This is a genomic window from Corallococcus silvisoli (genome assembly GCF_009909145.1).
Taxonomy (GTDB): domain Bacteria; phylum Myxococcota; class Myxococcia; order Myxococcales; family Myxococcaceae; genus Corallococcus; species Corallococcus silvisoli.
The window spans coordinates 87,981-107,938 of record NZ_JAAAPJ010000024.1 but is presented as its reverse complement, the minus strand read 5'-3'; the positions used below and the strand labels follow the sequence as shown (position 1 = coordinate 107,938).

The following is a 19,958-nucleotide window of genomic DNA, read 5'->3' as shown; positions in this document are numbered from 1 at the left end:
CAGGCCCTCCCACCGGATTCCGGGGGAAGGCCTCCGGGACTCGCGCGCACGCGAACCGTGTCCAGCGCCGGTCCACTCCGAGACGAACCTCCGTCCCGTGGGATTAGACACCGTTCCCCGGGCTGGGGGTTCCCTCCGGCACCGACGTCTGCGCGCCCATGGGCCCTGACGCGCCCACGTCGTCCGACACGAGTCCGGGCGCGTCATCCTCCGCGCCGCCACCGGCCGCGGGCGTGATGCCCAGCAGCCGCGTCAGCCGGGGCTGCACCCCCGTCTCCGCCAGCAGCGCCTGGAGCTGGAGCCGCGCCCGCCGGTTGTCCCGGTGCACGCGCCGCCCGAGGATGAGCTCGTTCTTCAGCGAGTGCTCCCACCCGGTCAGCTCCGTCACCGTCACCTGGTAGCCGAACGCCTCCAGCGTCAGCGCGCGGATGACGTTCGTCAGGTGCGAGCCGAACTCACGCCGGTGCCAGGGGTGCTGGAAGAGCAGCGACATGGAGCCCGCCGGCTTCGCGCGCTTCTCCTTCAGCTGCGCGGCGACCTCCGCCTGACAGCACGGCACCACCGCCACGTGGTCCGCGCCGTGCCGGATGGCCGCCACCAGCGCGTCATCCGTGGCCGTGTCGCACGCGTGCAGCGCCATCAGCACGTGGAGCCGCTCCGGGTACTCCGCCGCGTCGATGTGCGCCGTCTGGAAGCGCATCCGGTCGAAGCGCAGCCGCTCGGCGCGGCCCTTCGCGCGCTCGGTCAGCTCCGGCCGGCCTTCGATGGAGAGCAGCTCGCCGCCCGCCGCGTCCTTGAGGAACAGCTCGTAGACGACGAAGCCCAGGTACGCGTTGCCGCTGCCCGCGTCCACCACCAGGGGGTTGGCGTGGCGGGCCTGCACATCCTCCATCGCCGGGCGCAACAGGCCCACCAGGTGGTTGACCTGCTTGAGCTTGCGCAGCGCATCCGCGTTGAGGTGTCCCTCGCGCGTGAGCAGGTGCAGCTCCCGCAGGAGCGCGGGGGACTGGTCCGGAAGCAGCTCCTTGCGGACCTGGGGCGCCTTGACGTTGCGTCTCAGACGGACACCACTTCCGTGACCTCGGGAATCATCTCCCGGAGCCGGCCCTCGATGCCCATCTTCAGCGTCGCCGTGGACGACGGGCAGCCCGCGCACGAGCCCTTCATGTGCAGGTAGACGATGCCGTCCTCGAAGCGGTCCAGCGTGATGTCACCGCCGTCCTGGGCCACCGCCGGGCGGATCTCCTCGTCCAGGATGACCTGGATGCGCTGCTCCACGGTGCCGTCCGCCGACACCGTCTGGCGCGCCGCCGCGATCGCCGCCTCGTCCACCACCGGCAGGCCTTCGCTCAGGTGCGTGTCCAGCGTGGACATCACGGAGTCGTTGAGCTCGTCCCACTCCCCCGACTCGCCCTTGGTCACGGTGACGAAGTTCGTGCCCAGCATCACCGCCGTCACGCCCTGGATGTCCATCAGCCGGAGCGCCAGGGGCGATTTGGCCTGCGCTTCGTCCCGGTTGGTGAAGTTCACCGCGCCACCGCCCAGCAGCTTGCGGTCCACCACGTACTTCAGCGTGCTGGGGTTGGGGGTCCACTCGAGCTGGATGTTCACTGACATGCGTGTTCTCCCTACGAAAGTCCGCTTCCTCTAAAGGGCGCCGGGCCCCATAGCAACCTGTCCGGCCGTCAGGCAAACGCCCCGCGACCTTCATTCACTCCGGATGGAGCCCGGCCCGCCGCCGGTGTAAGACACCAGGCCCGTCCATTTCCGGCCCGGGCCCCTCCTTCCCCTGCCCTGCTGGCGAGGACCCACCCCCATGCCCTTCCCGCCGCGCCTCGCCCACCTCGCCACCAAGGCCGTGGTGGTGGCCAAGCTGGGCCCCACCTACGCCGAAGCCCACCGGCTGGACGCCGAGGAGTCCGCCCAGCGCCTCTCCAGCGCCCTCGCCGGTCCCCTGCTGACCTCCCTGCTGGAGGCCACCTGGACGCAGATGCTCGGGAGCACGAAACGTCTCAAGGAAGAAGGCCTCCTGGAGAAGGTGGCCACCACCTTGAGCGACCGGCCCCAGCGGCCGGGCAAGGTCGCCTCCCTGACGCCTGGCTGGAGCGCCTTCCTCGTCCTGGTGGACCTGGAGGTGGGCACCGCCAGCGACGCCGCGCGCCGGGTGATGGAGTCCGACGAGGGCCGCAAGCGCGCCGCCGCCGGGCTCACGGAGGTCGCGGGCTTCCTCGCCCATGAGCTGACGCGCGGGAAGTAGGGGGCGTCCGGGCGGGCGTGGCGGCAGCCGCCACCCGCCGTTATAGGCTGGCGTTCGCCACGTCCATGTCCGCCCCGCTCCCCACCACGCTGCGCCTGCTCACGTCCATCACCGACGTCCCCGCGTCGGCCTGGGACGCGCTCGTGGACCCGGCGTCGGTGCCGTTCCTGGAGTGGGGCTTCCTCGCGGCGCTCGAGGAGAGCGGCTGCGCGGTGCCCGAGCGCGGCTGGCACCCGCGCCACCTCACCCTGTGGCGGGGCTCGCGCCTCATCGCCGCCGCGCCCGCGTACCTCAAGGATGACAGCCGCGGCGAGTTCGTCTTCGACGCCGCCTGGGCCACCGCGGCGGAGCGCGCGGGCCTGCGCTACTACCCCAAGCTGGTCCTCGCCGTCCCCTTCACGCCGGCCACCGGCCGCCGCGTGCTGGTGGCCTCCGGGGAAGACCGGCCGTCGCGCGAGGCGGAGCTGTACGACGCCGCCCTGGAGTACGCGCGCGCCGAGGGCATCTCCAGCGTCCACGTCCTCTTCCCCACCCCGGAGGAGCTGCCGGTGCTGGAGGCGCAGGGCTACGCCGTCCGCCTGGGCGTGCAGTACCTGTGGCGCGACGCGGGCTACCGGACGTTCGAGGACTTCCTCGGCCGCTTCCACTCCAAGCGGCGGCATCAAATCCAGCGCGAGCGGCGCGCGCCGCGGGCCCAGGGCATCACCCTGCGCACGCTCCGGGGCGAGGCCCTGGAGGAGCTGGACGCGGCGAGCGCGTACCAGCTCTACCGCTCCACGGTGGACCGCTACCCGTGGGGCGTGCGCTCCCTGACGGAGGACTTCTTCGCCCGCCTGCTCGCCCGGTTCAGCCACCGGTGCGAGTTCGTGGAGGCCCGGCGGGAAGGCCGGCGCGTGGCGGGGGCGTTCAACTTCACCGGGCCGCGCACGCTGTTCGGCCGTTATTGGGGGGCGTTGGAGGAACACCCGTTCCTGCACTTCAACGTGTGCCTCTATCACCCGGTGGAGGACTGCATCGCGCGGGGGCGCGAGCGCTTCGAGCCCGGGGCCGGCGGCGAGCACAAGCTCACCCGGGGTTTCGAGCCGCACCTCACGTACAGTGCGCATCTGTTCCTCCACCCCGGGCTGGACCGGGCGGTGCGCGGCTTCCTGGCGCACGAGCGGGCGGCCGTGGAGAGCGGCCTGCCGTTGTGGTGGGCGGAGACGGGTTTCAAGGAGCGGACCTGAGCGGTTCCCGTCAGGCCCGCCACAGGTTCGCGAAGCGAAGGCAAGGGAGTCCGCAAGCCCATGGCGCAGAAGCACCAACACGATGACGGCCAGGTCGTCACGGAGGCCGTCCCCAAGCAGAAGCTGAAGAGGCCGACCCTCTACAAGGTCCTCCTGCACAACGACAACTACACCACGCGTGAGTTCGTCGTCGCCGTGCTCAAGGAGATCTTCCACAAGTCGGAGACGGATGCCGTGCAGATCATGATGCACGTTCATTACAACGGCATCGGAGTGGCGGGCGTTTATACCTACGACGTCGCCGAGACGAAGCTCAAGACAGTGGAGGCCGCGGCGCGGGACAACGGGTTCCCCCTGCGGCTGTCCATGGAACCCGAGGAAGGCTGAACCGTGGCAGGACCATCGATCGCCAAAGAATTGCAGGCCAGCTTCCGCACCGCGCTCGACGAGGCGCGGAAGATGCGCCACGAGTACCTGACGCTGGAGCACCTGCTCCTGGCCCTCACCCGTGACTCGCGCACCCGCGAGGTGCTCAAGGGCTGCGGCGCGAACGTCAAGCGCCTGCAGGAGAACCTGGTCTCCTTCCTGGAGGAGACGGTCGAGCGGCTGCCCGACGACGTGGACGCCGAGCCGCAGCAGACCATTGGCGTGGAGCGCGTGCTCCACCGCGCCGCCATGCACGCCCTGTCCGCCGAACAGAAGTACATCGACGGGGGCGACGTGCTGGTCGCCATGTTCCGCGAGGAGGAGAGCCACGCGCTCTACCTGCTCCAGCAGGAGGGCGTCACCCGCCTGGACCTGCTCAACTTCATCTCCCACGGCGTCAGCAAGGACGGCGAGTCCGACGGCGACAGCCGCGCCGCGCCCGCGGGGGACGACGAGGACGGCGAGTCCCAGCGCAAGAGCCCGCTGGAGGCGTACGCCATCCAGCTCAACACCGAGGCCAAGGCGGGCCGCATCGACCCGCTCATCGGCCGCGACAAGGAGCTGGAGCGCACCATCCAGGTGCTCTGCCGCCGCCGCAAGAACAACCCGCTCTACGTGGGTGAGGCCGGCGTGGGCAAGACGGCCATCGCGGAGGGCCTGGCGCTCCACATCACCGAGGGCCGCGTCCCCGCCGCGCTGAAGGACGCCGTCGTCTACTCGCTGGACATGGGCGCGCTGCTCGCGGGCACCAAGTTCCGCGGCCAGTTCGAGGAGCGGCTGAAGGGCGTGCTCAAGGCGCTCCAGGAGCTGCCCGACGCCATCCTCTTCATCGACGAGATCCACACCATCGTCGGCGCGGGGGCGACGAGCGGCGGCTCCATGGACGCGTCCAACCTGCTCAAGCCCGCGCTGGCCTCGGGCCGGCTGCGCTGCATCGGCTCCACGACGTTCCAGGAGTTCAAGGCGTCCTTCGAGCGCGACCGCGCCCTGTCCCGCCGCTTCCAGAAGATTGAAGTGGATGAGCCCAGCGTGGAGGACACCGTCAAGGTCCTGGAGGGGCTGCGCAGCCGCTACGAGGAGCACCACCACGTGAAGTACGGCGAGGGGGCGCTCCAGGCGGCGGCGGAGCTGGCGGCCAAGCACATCAACGACCGCTTCCTGCCGGACAAGGCCATCGACGTCATCGACGAGGCGGGCGCCGCGGAGCGGCTCAAGCCGGAGGGCGTGCGCACGGGCGTCGTCAGCGCGCACGACGTGGAGCAGGTCGTCTCCAAGATGGCGAAGATCCCGGCCAAGAGCGTGTCCGCCAGCGAGGGCGTCCAGATCCAGAACCTGGACAAGGAGCTCAAGGGCGTCATCTACGGGCAGGACAAGGCCATCGAGGAGATGGTGGGCGCCATCAAGCTGTCGCGCTCCGGCCTGCGCGCGCCGGAGAAGCCCATTGGCAGCTTCCTCTTCTCCGGCCCCACGGGCGTGGGCAAGACGGAGCTGGCGAAGCAGCTGGCGCACAGCCTGGGCGTGGAGTTCCTGCGCTTCGACATGAGCGAGTACTCCGAGAAGCACACGGTGAGCCGGCTCATCGGCGCGCCCCCGGGCTACGTGGGCTTCGACCAGGGCGGCCTGCTCACGGACGCCGTGCGCAAGCACCCGTACGCGGTGCTGGTGCTGGATGAAATCGAGAAGGCCCACCCGGACCTCTTCAACATCCTGCTCCAGGTGATGGACCACGCGACCCTCACGGACAACAACGGCCGCAAGGCGGACTTCCGCAACATCATCCTCATCCTGACCACGAACGCGGGCGCGCAGGAGATGAGCACCAAGGCCATGGGCTTCGGCGACACCAGCGTCGTGGTGGACGGCTCGCGGGCGAAGAAGGCCATCGAGCGCACCTTCACGCCGGAGTTCCGCAACCGCCTGGACGGCTGGATTCTCTTCTCTGGCCTGCCCCCGGAGGTCATCCTCAAGGTCGTGGACAAGGAAGTGCGCCTGCTCCAGAAGGTGCTCGACGAGAAGAAGGTCACGCTGTCGCTCACGCCCGCCGCCCGCGCGTGGCTGGCCGAGCACGGGTACGACCCGGCCTTCGGCGCGCGCCCCATGGCGCGGCTCGTGGACAACACCCTCAAGAAGCCGCTCGCGGAGGCCCTGCTGTTCGGCTCGCTCAAGAGCGGCGGCGTGGCCCGCTTCGACGTGGTGGACGACGCGCTGAAGCTCCAGGCCGAGGCCACCGAGGCCGTGCCGGCGTAACGACGGCGCGGCGCGCTGGAAGCACCGCAGGCCCCGGGCCCCTTCCAAGGGACTCGGGGCCTTCGCGTTACTCCTTCTTCGCCTCCACCTTGTACGCGCCCACGGCGCTGGAGAGCTGCTCGGAGATGATTTGGAGCGTGGTGGCCGCCTCGCCCGTGGAGCCGATGCGGGCCACGGTGTCGTCCATCATCCGGGACAGGTCATTCACCGCCAGGGTGATTTGATTGATGCCCACGTTCTGCTGGTTCACCGCGGCGGCGATCTGCCGGACGGCGGCGGCGTTGTCCTGGACGATGGAGGACAGCTCGCGCAGGTTCTGCCCGCTGTCGCGCACCTGCGCCAGGCCCGCCTCCATGCGCTCCGCGCCGCGCTCGGTGATGCGCACCGCGGCGGTGACGGAGTTCGCGATGTCGTCCAGCAGCTCCCGCACCCGCGTGGTCGCCTGGATGGACTGGTCCGCCAGGGCGCGGATTTCACGCGCCACCACGCTGAAGCCCTTGCCGTGCTCACCGGAGCGCACCGCTTCGATGGCCGCGTTGAGCGCGAGCATGTTGGACTGGTCCGCCAGGTCCTTCACCGTCTGGGTGATGCCGCCAATCTGACGGGTGCGCTCGCCCAGCTCGAGGATCTTCTCCGCGATCTCCCCCACCTGCGCGCGGATGTCGTTGAGGCCCGCCATCGTCTGCTCGATGGAGGCCTCGCCCGCCTTGGCCAGGAGGTCCGCGCGCTCGGCGACGTTGAGCACGCTCTCCGCCTTCTGCGCGGCCAGCGTGGAGGTCTGCTTTATCTCCTGCGCCGTCACCTGCGTCTCCTGGAGCGCGGCGGCCTGGCGGGAGATGGTCTGCGCCTGCTCCGTGGAGGACGCGTTGAGGTGGTCCGTGGACTGGGTGAGCGCGGAGGCGGCGTGCTGGAGGTTGAGCGTCACCTCGCGCAGCTTGCCCACCATCTGCGAGAAGGAGTGGGACAGCCGCCCCACCTCGTCGGTGCCGCGCACCTGGATGGGGCGGGTGAGGTCGCCGGACGACACGATGTGGCCCGCCACCGACGTGAGCTCCGCCAGCGGCCGCACGATGCTCCTGCCGAACAGCGCCGCCAGCACCACGCCCGCCACCTCCAGCAGCAGCGCGAACAGCAGCATGTTCCAGCGCAGCGCCCCCACCTTCGCGTCGATGTACTCGCGCGCCATGCCCACGTGCACGGTGCCCAGGCGCCCCTCCGCCACGGCCGCCGCGACGTCCAGGGCGACCAGCGTCTTGCCCCCGCGCGACAGCCGCACCTCCGGGATGACGCGGGTCCGGTCGCGGCCCGGCGCGGCCTGCGCCTCCGTGGCGACCTTCAGCGCCTCCGGGAAGGGGCCCTTGAAGGAGTGCACCAGCACGTAGCCGGTGGGGTCCAGGATGAAGATGTAGGCCAGGTCGTCGCGCTCGCGGAACGCCTCCAGCAGCGGCTGGAGCGACCCCATGCCCGCGGACACGCCCTGCTCCGCCGCGATGGCCAGGCTCAGCGCCACGGCCTCGCCCTCGCTCGCGTGGCGGTCCTCCAGGTTCGCCTCCAGCTGCCGGGTGGCGATGCTGGTGAGGATGAGGGCCACGGAGGCGCTGATGACCGCCGTGACGAGCACGAACTTCGGCGCGAGCCCAAGCCCACGCAGGAACGAGACGGGGAGCGCGGCGGACGGCTTCAAGTGAACACTCCCGGGGTGGCATCTTCCGTGGGCCGACCGTCGACCACCCGACGCCAGGGACAACGCGGGCCGCGGCGGTTTATTGGCGGAAGCCTCACCGGGCCCCGCCCTCCGGGCCTCGCGAGGGACGGAACGACGGGCGCTGGCAGCTCTGGAGGATGAGGTCCGCCACCAGGGACAGCGGCGTGCCCCCGTCGGTGGCCTTCAGCTCCACGGCGGCGCGCGGCATGCCGTAGACGACGCTGGACGCCTCGTCCTGGGCCAGGGTGACGCCTCCCGCGTGGCGGATGGCCAGCAGCCCCCGCGCGCCGTCCTCGCCCATGCCGGTGAGGACGCCGCCGCCGCTGCGCCGGCCATACGCCATGGCCAGCGAGCTGAGCAGCACGTCCCCATTGGGACAGGGGCCGCCGTGGCTGCGCTGCAACCGGGCCAGCCCCACGCTGTCCACCAGCAGGTCATGGCCATCCATCGGGAAGTACACGCGCCCCGGCTCCAGCCGCTCGCCGTCGCGCGCCATGCCCACCTGCAGCTCGCACACCTGGGACAGCCAGCGCACCATGCCCTGGGTGAAGCCCACGGTGATGTGCTGCGCGATGAGCACGGGCACCGGCAGGTCGCGCGGCAGCTTGGACAGCACCTCCGCCAGCGCGGGCGGCCCCCCGGTGGAGGCGACCAGGCCGAACACGTCCACCCGCGCCCCGCTGGGCATGGGCGGCGGCGGCGCGGCGCGCGGGCGGCGGGAGATGACGGGCACCTCCGCCATCAGGCACACGGAGTGGGCCAGCTCCCGGCCCCACCGGCGCAGCTCGTCCGCGTTGGTGACGTTGGGCTTGCCGATGAGCTCCAGCGCTCCGGCGCTCATCGCCTGGAAGCCCAGGTCCACGCCGCGCTGCTCCGCCACCGCGCTCACCACCAGGATGCGCGCGGGCGCCTGGGACATGATGTGCCCGATGGCCGCCGGGCCATCCAGGCCGGGCAGCAGCAGGTCCATGGTGATGACGTCGGGGCGCAGCAGGCGCGCCAGCTGCACGGCGCGGTTGCCGTCCGCGGCCCGCCCCACCACTTCGATGCGCGGCTCCTCCGTGAGCAGCGCGGTGAGCGTGTTGGCCATGGTGGGCGAGTCGTCCACCACGAGCACGCGAATGGGCTTCTTGGAGCTCACGCGCGGCTCCCACGGCGGCTCATCACGTCCAGCACCTCCGCGAGCAGACGGCCCGCGGCGCACTCGCGCTTGCTGAGGAAGCCGTCCGCGCCGGACGCGAGGCCCCGCTCGCGCGCGGACGCGCTGTCGTGCGCGGAGACGAGGATGACGGGCAACGTGCGCGTGTCCTTGCGCTCGCGCAGCCGCGCGATGAGCTCGATGCCGTCCATCTCCTCCATGTCCAGGTCGCAGATGACGACGTCGTAGGTGTCCGCCTGCAGCCGCTCCAGGGCCCGGGCCCCGCTGGCCGCCAGGTGCACCTGGAACCCGCCCGCCTCCAGCATCGCCCGGTGCAGCGCCCGCGCCGTGAGCGAGTCATCCACCACCAGCGCCCGCCGGCTGGCCGCGGACACCGTCACCTTCTCCGAATCCGACACCACCCAGTCCGGCCGGAGGATGAGCAGCAGCTCGCCCCGGCTGAGCGTCGCCGCGCCCTGCCAGGCCGCCACGTCGCGCACCTCCGAAGGCAGCGGGCGGATGACCAGGTCCCGGTCCCCCACCACCGCGTCCACGCCCAGCGCCACGCGCTTGCCACCGCTCTGCACGATGAGCAGCGGCTGCCCTTCCGAGGGAGGCGCGGACGCCCGCAGGCCCAGCCGCGCGCCCAGGTCCACCACCGGCAGCAGCTGCCCCTGGTATTCCATGTGGGCCCGGCGCCGGCCCACGCGCAGCGAGTCCGCGCGCGCCAGCTGCGTGGACTCCACCGCCAGCATGGGCAGGCCCACGAACTGCTCCAGCGCGCGCACCATCAGCACCGGGGAGCTGCCCAGGTCCACCGGCAGGGTCAGCACGAAGCGGGTGCCCTGCCCGCGCGTGCTCGCCACCTCGATGCGGCCCTGAAGCGACTCCACCGTGTCTCGCACCGCGTCCAGCCCCACGCCGCGCCCGGAGGTGTCCGTCACGTCCGAGCGGGTGCTGAAGCCCGCGCTGAAGATGAGGTCGCGCACCTGGTTGTCATTGAGGCGGGCCACCTCGTCCGCGGTGACGAGCCCGCGCTTCTCCGCGACCTTGCGCACCTGGGCCAGGTCGATGCCGCGCCCGTCGTCGCTCGCCTCCAGGTACAGGAGGTTGCCCTGCTGCTCCACGCGCAGCGTGAGCGCGCCCTCGTGGTGCTTGCCGGCCTTCTCGCGCTCGGCGGGCAGCTCCAGGCCGTGGTCCACGGCGTTGCGCAGCAGGTGCACGAGCGCGCCCTGGAGCTTCTCCAGCAGGCGCCGGTCCAGCGACACCTCCGCGCCCACCACCGACAGCCGCGCCTCCTTGCCCAGCTGGCGCGACAGGTCGCGCACCATGCGCTGGAGGGGGTCCAGGATGGTGCGCGTGGGGCGCGTGGTGATGGCCTTGAGGCCCTCCTCCAGCGCGTCCACGATGTCGCTCGTCTCCTCGCCGTCGGTGCGCAGGGAGCGGCCCGTGCCGGACAGGAGCGTGCGCGCCTCCGCCGTCTCCGCCAGCAGGCCCTGCTTGGCGAGCAGCGCGGACACCCGCTCCAGCTCCCGGCTGCGCTCCTCCACCCGCAGGCGCACCTCGCGCAGGCGCTCCACCTCGCGCATCAGCGCCGTCACCTGGTTCGCGCTCACCCGCCACCCGGCGTCCGACGACTCGCCGGACGCGTCCGGCGACTCCACGGGCGCGGCGGGCGCGGCCGCCGGCGGCGGCTGCGCGAACGCCCCACCGGGCAGCACCGCGGCCTCCTCTGGCGGCGGCGCGGCGGAGACCAGCTGCGCCAGCGCGGCGGCGGGGTCCGGCAGGTAGTCCCCGCGTCCGTCCGCGTGGGCCTGCGCGCGCAGCATGAACAGGTCCAGCCCGTGCAGCAGGATGTCCACCACCGGGCGCGGCATCTTCTGCGTGTGCGCCTTGAGCGGCGCCAGCGCGTCCTCCAGCTTGTGGGCGATGTCGCCCAGGTCCTGGAGGCCCAGCGACGCGGCGCTGCCCTTCAGCGTGTGCAGGTGCCGGCCCAGCCGGGTGTAGATCTTCGCGAGCGCGTCGTTCTCCAGGCCCTCGCGCTCCAGCTCCAGCAGGTCCATGGTGACCTTCTGGATGACCTCCTGGGCCTCGACGGCGAAGCCCGCCACCAGCCCCTGCAGCATCGGATCAACGGGCATGGCGCCCCCCCGTGTCGGGCGTGGCGAACAGGCGCTTCGGGTCGATGAGGTGGATGAGCTGCCGGTCCTGGGTGAAGACCTCCACCACCGGCCCCTCCGCCCGCACGCGCGCGGCCTCCACCGACGCGAGCGGCAGCGTGGTGGGGCGCGGGATGGCCTCGCAGTCCAGCGCGCACAGCTCGCCGTCCCCGCGGTCCACCACCAGCAGCACCGCCGGGTCCTGCCGCCACCCGTGGCCGCCCAGGAGCGACGCCAGGCTGAGCGCGGACACCACCTGTCCCTGGAAGCGCAGCACGCCGATGACGGCGGGCGCCGACAGCGGCACGGGCGTCACCATGCGCAGCGGCAGGGCCGCGCGCAGGGACTCCAGGGGCAGCGCGTAGCGCTCCTCGCCCAGCGGGAACTCGGCGATCCAATGGACCGCCTCCTCCACGACCGACTCGCCCTGCTCGCGCAGACGCGCGGCCCGGCGCGCCAGCAGCTCGCGCGTCTCTGACTCCAGGGCCTCGTCCACCATCCGCGGCGTCCCCTTCATTCCAGCGCCCCCAGATTCAGGTAGGCGTCAGCGGACGCCAGATAGAAGCGCGCGGGCAGCGCCTCCGGTCCATCCACCAGCGTGTCCGGCGGCAGCAGCCCCGCGCGCGTGCGCAGGGCGCGCATCAGCGGGAAGGCCGCGTCCCGGGCCCCCGCGCGCTCGCGCAGCAGCGCCAGCTCCAGCAGGCCCGGCAGGTAGTCCGGCGCCTGCTTCACCAGCAGCTCCAACACCGCCGTCGCCCCGGCCACGTTGCCCTCTTCAATCCGCTCCAGCGCCTGGAGGTGCAGCCGCGCGGGCGGGGGCGGTGGGGACGGCGCGACGGGGGGCGGGGTGGGCAGGGGCGCCGACAGCCTCCGCGGCAGGGACACGGGGCGGGGCGCGGCCACGGGCGGCGGCGTGGGCGCGAAGGTGCGCTCCTCCGGCCGGGGCTTGCGGAAGGCCTGGAGCTCCGGAGGCCCCTCGCGCGTGAGCCCCGGCGGCGTGCGGTCCACCTCCACCGTGCCCAGGAACAACAAGCCCCCGGGGGTCAGCGCCCGGGACAGGTGGGTGATGGCCGCGTCGCGCGCGGACGGCGAGAAGTACGTGAGCACGTTGCGGCAGAGGATGAAGTCGAACTGGCCGAAGCGCTCCGGCAGCGGCGCCAGCAGGTTCGCGGGCGCGAAGCGCGTCACGCGGCGCACCTCCGGGAGGATGGACACCTGCCGGCCGTTGTGGACCTCGTAGACGGAATGCAGCGCGGGCGCGGACTCGCGCCGGGACCACGCGCCGTAGGTGCCGCGCCGCGCGGCCTCCAGGCTGGCCTCGTGCAGGTCCGTGCCCACCACCTCCACCGGCATCCCGGCGGGCGCGCACCCCAGCAGGCACGCGGCCAGCGAGTACGCCTCCTCTCCGGTCGCGCACCCCGCGCTCCAGCCGCGCAGGTGCATGGCGCCGTGGCGCAGCGCGGACGGGATGCCCTCCTGCGCGATGAAGCGGAAGTGCTCCGGCTGGCGGAAGAAGTACGTCTCCCCCACCAGCACCGCGCGCACCAGCGTGTAGGCCAGGGGCGACCCCAGCTGCTGCAGCTCGCTCAGGACCTCCGTGTGCACGCGGCCCCGGGCCAGCTCCGCGCGCAGCACGCGCTCCACCGCCTCCTGGGCGATGGCGTCCTCCCGGAAGCCGGTGGTGTCCGCCACCACTTCCCGGGCACGGGCCAGCAGCTTCGGGTCGAGCGCCGCATTCATGCGCTCCGCTCTTCCTCCACCGGCGCGAGCAGCGCGGGCAGGTCGCGCAGCAGTCCCCGCGCGATGAACACCTTCGGATCCAGGATGGGCAGCGCGCGGCCCCCCGTGCGCAGCATGCCCAGCAGCCCCTCCTGCAACAGGCCGTGCTCGGCGCCGCCCACCTTCTCCCGCCGGTCGATGTCGCTCGCCTGGAACTCCTCCGGGTCGCGCACCGCGTCCACGGTGAGCGCCAGCGACACGCCCTCCGCCTCGATGACCACCAGCATCCGCTCCGCGATGGGCACCTGGTGCTTCACGCCCAGCCGCAGCGCCACGTCCAGCACGCACACCGCATGGCCCCGCAGCTCCACGTACTCGCGCAGGTACGCGGGGCCGGTGGGCAGCGGCCGCGTCGCGGGCTGCAGGAGGACCTCCTTCACCGTGTCCAGGGGAACGGCGAACTCGCGCTCGCCCACGGTCAGCCGCAGCACCAGCAGGGCGCCCGTGCGCGAGCGGCGCCGGGCGTTCTCCAGCGCCTCGCCCACGCGGTTGAGCAGCTCGTCCGCGCGGAAGGGCTTGGACAGGAACGCCTCCGCGCCCAGCCCCAGGCACGCCTCCGCCCGCTGCTTCTCCGACGAGATGATGATCACCGGGATGTCCGCCGTGGCGGGATCCGCCTTCATCCGCTGGAGCACCTCGTCCCCGTCCATCTCCGGCATGGACAGGTCCAACAGCACCGCCGCCGGGTGCAGCCGCCCCACCTTGTCCAGCGCCTCACGGCCGTTGCTGGCCGTGTGGATGGTGTAGTGCCCGGAGAGGATGGCCCGCTCCAGCGCCAGGATGGCGTCGCTGTCATCGACCAGCAGCAGGGACGGCAGGCTCACGGTTTCAGGCCCCGTTCAGGAACTGACGCACCGTCTTGGTCAGCTCGTCGTGCGACACCGGTTTCTGGATGAAGGCGTTGGCACCCGCCTCCGAGCCGCGCCTGCGCAGGTCCTCGCCCTTCTCCGCCGTCAGCAGGATGACCGGCACCTTCTTCACCTGCTCCTGCGCGCTCGCGCGCACCTCCTTCACGAACGTGATGCCATCCATCACCGGCATGTTGATGTCGGCGATCACCACGCTCACCGGCACCAGCCGGAGCAGCTGCAGCGCGCGCTGCGCGTCCTCCGCCTCGACGATGCTGACCTTGAGGTTCATCAGGTAGATCTTGAGGATGTTGCGGACGGTCGGGCTGTCGTCCACCAGCAAGACGTTGGTGCTCACTGTGCCACGGCTCCTCGCACAGGCTCCGCGATGTGCGGATGCGATCTGCGCTGCATGGGTGATCCTACCGTGAGCGCTCCAACCGGCGGAAGCGGGGGGCCCCGTCCGCCGGAGGACCGGGCAGGTGAATGTCTGGATTTTCCTGCAAGGGGTCTGGCTTCAGCCTTCCTTGGGCGCAGGGGTCGCGGGGACCCCTTCGGGTGCCTCCACGGAGTCGACGGGAGGCGCGCCCACCGCGTGGTAGCCGCCGTCCACGTGAATCATCTCTCCCGTGGTGGAGGACAGCCAATCCGACAGAAGGGCACAGGCCGTCTTGGCCACGTGGTCATGGCTGTCCTTGTCGCTCCAGCCCAGCGGGGCCTGCTTGCCCCAGTACTGGGCCAGCGCCTTGAAGCCCGGGATGCCCTTGGCCGCCACGGTGGCCAGCGGCCCCGCCGCCAGCGCGTTGACGCGGATGCCCTTGGGGCCCAGGTCGCGCGCCAGATAGCGCACCGTGGCCTCCATGGCCGCCTTGCACACACCCATCCAATCGTAGATGGGCCACGCCTGACGGTTGTCGAAGTCCAGCGCGACGATGGAGCCGCCCTGCGTCATCAGCGGGGCGCACGCCACGGCCAGCTCCTTCACGGAGAACGCGGAGATGCGGAACGCGGTCTGCACGCTCTCCCACGGCGTGTGGAGGAAGTTGCCGCCCAGCGCGTCCTCCGGCGCGTACGCGATGGCGTGCAGCACGCCGTCCACGCGGCCCCACTTCGCCTTGAGGGCCTCCGTGAGCGCCGGGAAGTGCGCCGGGTTCGTCACGTCCAGCTCCAGCACCTCCGTGCCGGGCTTGAGCCGCTTCGCGCTGCGCTCGGTGAGGGACTTCGCCCGGCCAAAGCCGGTGAGGATGACCTCCGCGCCCTGCGCGATCGCGTGCTCCGCGACACCAAACGCCAGCGACTGCGGGGTGAGCACACCGGTGATGAGCAGCTTCTTGCCCTGGAGGAGCATGTCGGTACTTTCTCGAGCAGAGAGGTAAAGTGGGGGCGTGTGCTTACCACTCCTGGGCGGCCGAGGGGGGCCCTGGACCCACGTCCCGTCCACCCCTGGATGTACGTCCGTTCGGCATGTCGGTCGCGCAAGAGCTTCATTTGAGCTCATTCCAGCTTCGGGAATCCGGCGTTCGGTGAAGTTGGGCTCACGCGGGACATGACTCCACCTGCTCCCTTGGATTAAGCGACGCGGCCGGGCATGACGCGCTTCAACAAACTGAGGCGAAAACCCCCCAACGCGACGCCCATCCAGTAAAAGACCCCCGCCATGGCGAATTTCCAGGACAGCTTTCTCTCTGGTGCCAACATCGACTTCATCGAGGGGCTCTACGCGCGCTTCCTCGATGACCCCGGCAGCGTGGATTCCAGCTGGCGCGAGGTGTTCGAGCGGAACAACGGCACGGGCCGCCCCATCTTCAACGCGAAGCAGTTGGAGGCACCGACTGCCGCCGCACCTGAAGGAAAGGACGGCAAGGGGAAGGGCAAGGCCAACGGCGCCGCCGTGCAGGCCGCTCCGGCCGCCGCCGTCGCGCCGCAGCCCGCGGCCGCCCCCGCGCAGGACATCGGGCTGCAGTCCAAGGTGGACCAGGCCATCACCGCCTTCCGGCTGCGCGGGCACCTGCGCGCGAGCCTGGATCCGCTGGAGCGCCCGCGCCCGCCGCTGGGCCACATCGCGGACGTGGCGCTGATGGATGACAACCACTTCGCCGCCAAGGAGCTGGAGCAGGCGGTGGAGTGCAACAACGTCTTCCCGCAGCAGCGCGTGCGCCTGTCGGAGCTGGTCGCGCGGCTCCGCCGCACCTACGCCGGCCACATCGGCGTGGAGTTCATGCAGATGCTCGACAGCGAGCGTCGCCGCTGGCTCATGCAGCGCATGGAGCACAGCGACAACCGCACGCCGTTCTCCGTGGAGGAGCAGCGGCACCTGCTCACCAAGCTGTCGTACGCGGAGGGCTTCGAGCACTTCCTGCACACGAAGTACGTGGGCGCCAAGCGCTTCAGCCTGGATGGCGGCGAGGCCCTCATCCCCATGCTGGACGCCCTGCTGGAGGTCGGCAGCGGCATGGGCCTGAAGGAGCTGGTCATCGGCATGGCCCACCGCGGCCGCCTCAACGTGCTGACCAACATCCTGGGCAAGAAGCCGGATCAGATCTTCAGCGAGTTCGACGGCCCCAAGGACCCCAAGGCCTACCTGGGCCGCGGCGACGTGAAGTACCACATGGGCTTCTCGTCGGACCACACCACGCGCTCGGGCAAGAACGTGCACCTGTCGCTGGCCTTCAACCCCAGCCACCTGGAGTGCGTGGGCCCCGTGGTGGAGGGCCGCGTGCGCGCCAAGCAGGACCGCGGCGGCGACGCGGAGCGCACCGGCATCGTCCCGCTGCTCATCCACGGCGACGCGGCCTTCATCGGCCAGGGCGTCACGTCGGAGACGCTCAACTTCTCCGGCCTCAAGGGCTACACCACCGGCGGCACGGTCCACATCGTCATCAACAACCAGGTCGGCTTCACCACCGACCCGTCGGACTCGCGCTCCAGCATCTACTCCACCGCCATCGCGCAGATGCTGGACATCCCCGTGTTCCACGTGAACGGAGATGATCCGGAGGCGTGCGTCCACGTGGCGCGGCTCGCGGCGGAGTACCGCCAGACGTTCAAGAGCGACGTGGTCATCGACCTCATCTGCTACCGCCGCTACGGCCACAACGAGGGCGACGACCCGTCCTTCACCCAGCCGTCGATGTACGAGCTCATCCGCAAGCACCCGCCGGTGCGCGCGCTGTACGCGAAGGCGCTCGCGGAGGCCGGCCGCATCAGCACGGAGGAGTCGGACGCGCTCAAGCAGCGCTGCTTCCAGGACTTCGACGCGGCGCTCACCCGCGCTCGCCAGGAGAGCCAGTTCAAGGAGCCCAACGCGCTGGAGGGCCTGTGGAAGCCCTACAAGGGCGGCCTGCTGAAGAACGCGCCCCAGGTGCCCACCGCGGTGGCCAAGGCCACCTTGCGCGACGCGCTCCAGAAGCTCGCCACCGCGCCGGAGGGCTTCCAGGTCCACCGCGACGTGGAGCGCACCGTCCTCAAGAAGCGCCAGGGCATGCTGGAGAGCGAAGAGCTCCAGTGGAGCGAGGGCGAGTCGCTGGCGTACGCGACGCTCCTGTCGGAGGGCTACGGCATCCGCCTGTCCGGCCAGGACAGCGAGCGCGGCACCTTCAGCCACCGCCACGCGGTGCTGCACGACGTGCAGACGGGCGAGGAGTACGTCCCGCTGCGCCAGTTCGCCACCGGGAAGGCCGCGTTCAACGTCTACAACAGCCCGCTGTCGGAGATGGGCGTGCTGGGCTTCGACTACGGCTACAGCCTGGACGTGCCGGACGGCCTCACCCTGTGGGAGGCGCAGTTCGGTGACTTCGCCAACGGCGCGCAGATCATCATCGACCAGTTCATCGCCGCCGCGGAGAGCAAGTGGCGGCGGCTGAGCGGCATCACGCTGCTGCTGCCGCACGGCTACGAAGGCCAGGGCCCGGAGCACTCCAGCGCGCGCCTGGAGCGCTTCCTGGACCTGTGCGCCGAGGACAACCTCCAGGTCTGCTACCCCACCACGCCCGCGCAGATCTTCCACCTGCTGCGCCGCCAGGTGGTGCGCCCGGTGCGCAAGCCGCTGGTCATCATGTCGCCCAAGAGCCTCCTGCGCCGTCCGGAGGCCACCAGCCGCATGGACGAGCTGGCGACGGGCACGTTCCAGGAAGTGATTCCGGACGCGAAGGCGGACCCGGCCAAGGTGAAGCGGCTGCTCCTGTGCAGCGGCAAGGTGTACTACGACCTGGCCAAGGCCCGCGACGAGCGCAAGGACGAGTCCATCGCCATCGTGCGGGTGGAGCAGCTCTACCCGTTCCCGCACGACGAACTGTCGAACCTGGTGGCGAAGCTGCCGGCGCTCCAGGAGCTGTACTGGGTGCAGGAGGAGCCGCGCAACGCGGGAGGCTGGCACTTCATGTTCCCGCGCCTGCACGACCTCGTCTCCGGCCGGTCGCAGCAGCACCCCGTGAAGCTGGGCTACATCGGCCGAGCCGAAGCCGCCAGCCCCGCCACCGGTTTCACCAAGACGCACGACTACGAGCAGCAGCTCATCATCGAAGAAGCCATCCTCCGAGGACCCCAGAATGGCCGTTGAACTGAAAGTCCCGCCGCTCGGCGAATCCATCACCGAAGCCGTCGTCGGCAAGTGGAACAAGAAGCAGGGTGACACGGTCGCCGCGGACGAGCCGCTCGTCGTGCTGGAGACCGACAAGGTCACCATCGACGTGCCGGCTCCCGCCGCAGGCAGCGTCGCGTCCATTGCCTTCAAGGAGGGCGACAAGGTCCGCGTGGGCGACGTCTTGGGCACCATCGAGGCCGGGGCCGGCGCCGCTGCCTCCCCGGCGGCGGCCGCCGCCACGCCCGCGCCCGCCCAGGCCGCGGCCCCGGTGTCGTCCGCTCCGGCCGCCACCGACGCGCGCATCACCCCCACCGCCAAGAAGATGGCGGAGGAGAACCGGGTGGACGTGGGCCAGCTGAAGGGCTCCGGCACCGGTGGCCGCATCGTGAAGGAGGACGTGCTGGGTCAGATGAACCGCCCGGCCACGCCCGCCGCTCCGTCCGCGCCTCCCGCCCCGGCCGCGCCGTCCGGCCCGCGCCCCAACGCCGCGCGCGAGGAGCGCGTGCGCATGACGCCGCTGCGCAAGCGCGTCGCCGAGCGCCTCCTCCAGGCGCAGTCCAACGCCGCCCTGCTCACCACCTTCAACGAGGTGGACATGGGCGAGGTGATGGCGCTGCGCAAGAAGTACAACGACAAGTTCCAGGCGAAGCACGGCGTGAAGCTCGGGTTCATGAGCTTCTTCATCCGCGCGTCGGTGGAGGCCCTCAAGGCGTTCCCGCAGATCAACGCGGAGATCGACGGCGAGGACGTCATCTTCAAGCACTACTACGACATCGGCGTGGCCGTGAGCGGCAGCCGCGGCCTCGTGGTGCCGGTGGTGCGCGACGCGGACAAGCTGTCGCTCGCGGAGCTGGAGAAGACGGTCGGTGACTACGGCGGCCGCGCCCGCAACGACAAGCTCACCCTGGCGGAGCTGCAGGGCGGCACCTTCACCATCACCAACGGCGGCATCTTCGGCTCCATGCTGTCCACGCCCATCCTGAACCCGCCGCAGACGGGCATCCTGGGCATGCACAACATCGTGGAGCGCCCCGTGGCCCGCGACGGCCAGGTGGTCATCCGGCCCATCATGTTCATCGCCCTCACCTACGACCACCGCCTGGTGGACGGCCGCGAGGCGGTGCAGTTCCTCGTGCGCGTGAAGGAGTGCATCGAGGACCCCGAGCGTCTGCTTCTCGACATTTGACTTACCCCCTCGCACATGGTGGTGCGGGGGTTCGAAGACTGGCATTCCCGGAGGGCCGGCTGGACTTCCAGTCGGCCCTTTCACTACAAATAGCCCTGTCTCCCCGGTCGTCGGGCAGAACGGGTGGCCTTCCCCACGGCTGCCCTGCAAACGCAAGGAAGCGCAATGGCAACTGGTACCGTGAAGTGGTTCAACGACGCGAAGGGCTTCGGCTTCATCACCCAGGACGGCGGCGGCGAGGACGTGTTCTGCCACCACACCGCCATCAACATGGATGGGTTCCGCACGCTGGCCGAAGGCCAGAAGGTGGAGTTCGAAGTCACCAAGGGCCCGAAGGGTCTGCAGGCGCAGAACGTCCGCGCGGCGTGAAGTGACGCGTCCTCAGCCATTCCTCACGGACTGGTT

17 protein-coding genes are annotated in these 19,958 nt (G+C 71.0%); 7 read left to right on the top strand and 10 right to left on the bottom strand.

The features are described from left to right. Nucleotides 1-103: 103 nt before the first annotated feature. Both GTY96_RS34035 and GTY96_RS34030 read right to left on the bottom strand, forming a co-directional pair. The gene (locus GTY96_RS34035; RefSeq protein ID WP_255442657.1) at nucleotides 104-943 is read right to left on the bottom strand and encodes a class I SAM-dependent methyltransferase; all 840 of its coding nucleotides are present in this window, start codon (nucleotides 941-943) and stop codon (nucleotides 104-106) included. 113 nt (nucleotides 944-1,056) lie between these two features. Then, entirely contained in the window at nucleotides 1,057-1,617 is a 561-nt protein-coding gene (locus GTY96_RS34030) for a NifU family protein (RefSeq protein WP_143905169.1), read from the bottom strand. A gap of 199 nt (nucleotides 1,618-1,816) precedes the next feature. Between GTY96_RS34030 and GTY96_RS34025 the strand changes: the two genes are divergently transcribed. The 4 genes from GTY96_RS34025 (at nucleotide 1,817) to clpA (ending at nucleotide 6,156) form a co-directional block, all read left to right on the top strand. Continuing rightward, nucleotides 1,817-2,257: a hypothetical protein gene (locus tag GTY96_RS34025; RefSeq protein WP_161666891.1), complete on the top strand. Its 441-nt coding sequence runs from the start codon at nucleotides 1,817-1,819 to the stop codon at nucleotides 2,255-2,257. Nucleotides 2,258-2,322: 65 nt separating this feature from the next. Further along, on the top strand, nucleotides 2,323-3,483 hold the full coding sequence (locus tag GTY96_RS34020) for a GNAT family N-acetyltransferase (RefSeq protein ID WP_161666890.1): 1,161 nt from the start codon (nucleotides 2,323-2,325) through the stop codon (nucleotides 3,481-3,483). 60 nt (nucleotides 3,484-3,543) lie between these two features. Then, on the top strand, nucleotides 3,544-3,870 hold the full coding sequence (locus GTY96_RS34015) for an ATP-dependent Clp protease adaptor ClpS (protein ID WP_014399347.1): 327 nt from the start codon (nucleotides 3,544-3,546) through the stop codon (nucleotides 3,868-3,870). A 3-nt stretch (nucleotides 3,871-3,873) separates the two neighbouring features. Continuing rightward, the gene (gene clpA / locus GTY96_RS34010) at nucleotides 3,874-6,156 is read left to right on the top strand and encodes an ATP-dependent Clp protease ATP-binding subunit ClpA (protein ID WP_143905172.1); all 2,283 of its coding nucleotides are present in this window, start codon (nucleotides 3,874-3,876) and stop codon (nucleotides 6,154-6,156) included. Nucleotides 6,157-6,223: 67 nt separating this feature from the next. On the opposite strand, the gene GTY96_RS34005 is transcribed toward clpA, so the two are convergent. From GTY96_RS34005 to fabI, 8 genes are all read right to left on the bottom strand, one after another. Next, entirely contained in the window at nucleotides 6,224-7,840 is a 1,617-nt protein-coding gene (locus tag GTY96_RS34005) for a methyl-accepting chemotaxis protein (protein WP_161666889.1), read from the bottom strand. Between the two features lie 94 nt (nucleotides 7,841-7,934). Next, nucleotides 7,935-9,002 (bottom strand): chemotaxis protein CheB, encoded by a 1,068-nt coding sequence (locus tag GTY96_RS34000; protein WP_143905174.1) that lies wholly within the window; start codon nucleotides 9,000-9,002, stop codon nucleotides 7,935-7,937. After that, complete coding sequence (locus GTY96_RS33995) at nucleotides 8,999-11,140, bottom strand: hybrid sensor histidine kinase/response regulator (protein WP_143905175.1); 2,142 nt, start codon at nucleotides 11,138-11,140, stop codon at nucleotides 8,999-9,001. Before GTY96_RS33995 ends, GTY96_RS34000 begins: the two co-directional genes overlap by 4 nt. Further along, nucleotides 11,130-11,675: a chemotaxis protein CheW gene (locus tag GTY96_RS33990; protein WP_143905176.1), complete on the bottom strand. Its 546-nt coding sequence runs from the start codon at nucleotides 11,673-11,675 to the stop codon at nucleotides 11,130-11,132. The genes GTY96_RS33995 and GTY96_RS33990 overlap by 11 nt, the downstream gene beginning before the upstream one ends. After that, nucleotides 11,672-12,898 carry a CheR family methyltransferase gene (locus GTY96_RS33985; protein ID WP_143905177.1) on the bottom strand — a complete coding sequence of 409 codons (1,227 nt, stop codon included), beginning with the start codon at nucleotides 12,896-12,898 and terminating at the stop codon, nucleotides 11,672-11,674. Before GTY96_RS33985 ends, GTY96_RS33990 begins: the two co-directional genes overlap by 4 nt. Continuing rightward, complete coding sequence (locus GTY96_RS33980; protein WP_143905178.1) at nucleotides 12,895-13,761, bottom strand: response regulator; 867 nt, start codon at nucleotides 13,759-13,761, stop codon at nucleotides 12,895-12,897. Before GTY96_RS33980 ends, GTY96_RS33985 begins: the two co-directional genes overlap by 4 nt. A 4-nt stretch (nucleotides 13,762-13,765) precedes the next feature. Next, complete coding sequence (locus GTY96_RS33975) at nucleotides 13,766-14,143, bottom strand: response regulator (RefSeq protein ID WP_143905179.1); 378 nt, start codon at nucleotides 14,141-14,143, stop codon at nucleotides 13,766-13,768. Nucleotides 14,144-14,302: 159 nt separating this feature from the next. Continuing rightward, a complete protein-coding gene (gene fabI / locus GTY96_RS33970; RefSeq protein WP_161666888.1) occupies nucleotides 14,303-15,133 on the bottom strand; it encodes an enoyl-ACP reductase FabI in 831 nt (276 codons plus the stop codon). A 309-nt stretch (nucleotides 15,134-15,442) separates the two neighbouring features. On the opposite strand from fabI, the gene GTY96_RS33965 reads away from it, so the two are divergent. The 3 genes from GTY96_RS33965 to GTY96_RS33955 all read left to right on the top strand — a co-directional run bounded on the left by GTY96_RS33965 (nucleotide 15,443) and on the right by GTY96_RS33955 (nucleotide 19,922). After that, nucleotides 15,443-18,343, top strand: a complete 2,901-nt coding sequence (locus tag GTY96_RS33965; RefSeq protein ID WP_143905181.1) for a 2-oxoglutarate dehydrogenase E1 component — start codon at nucleotides 15,443-15,445, stop codon at nucleotides 18,341-18,343. Next, nucleotides 18,333-19,553 carry a 2-oxoglutarate dehydrogenase complex dihydrolipoyllysine-residue succinyltransferase gene (odhB, locus tag GTY96_RS33960; RefSeq protein WP_161666887.1) on the top strand — a complete coding sequence of 407 codons (1,221 nt, stop codon included), beginning with the start codon at nucleotides 18,333-18,335 and terminating at the stop codon, nucleotides 19,551-19,553. Before GTY96_RS33965 ends, odhB begins: the two co-directional genes overlap by 11 nt. A 165-nt stretch (nucleotides 19,554-19,718) precedes the next feature. Beyond that, nucleotides 19,719-19,922, top strand: a complete 204-nt coding sequence (locus tag GTY96_RS33955; RefSeq protein ID WP_014397260.1) for a cold-shock protein — start codon at nucleotides 19,719-19,721, stop codon at nucleotides 19,920-19,922. The last annotated feature ends 36 nt before the right edge of the window (nucleotides 19,923-19,958 follow it).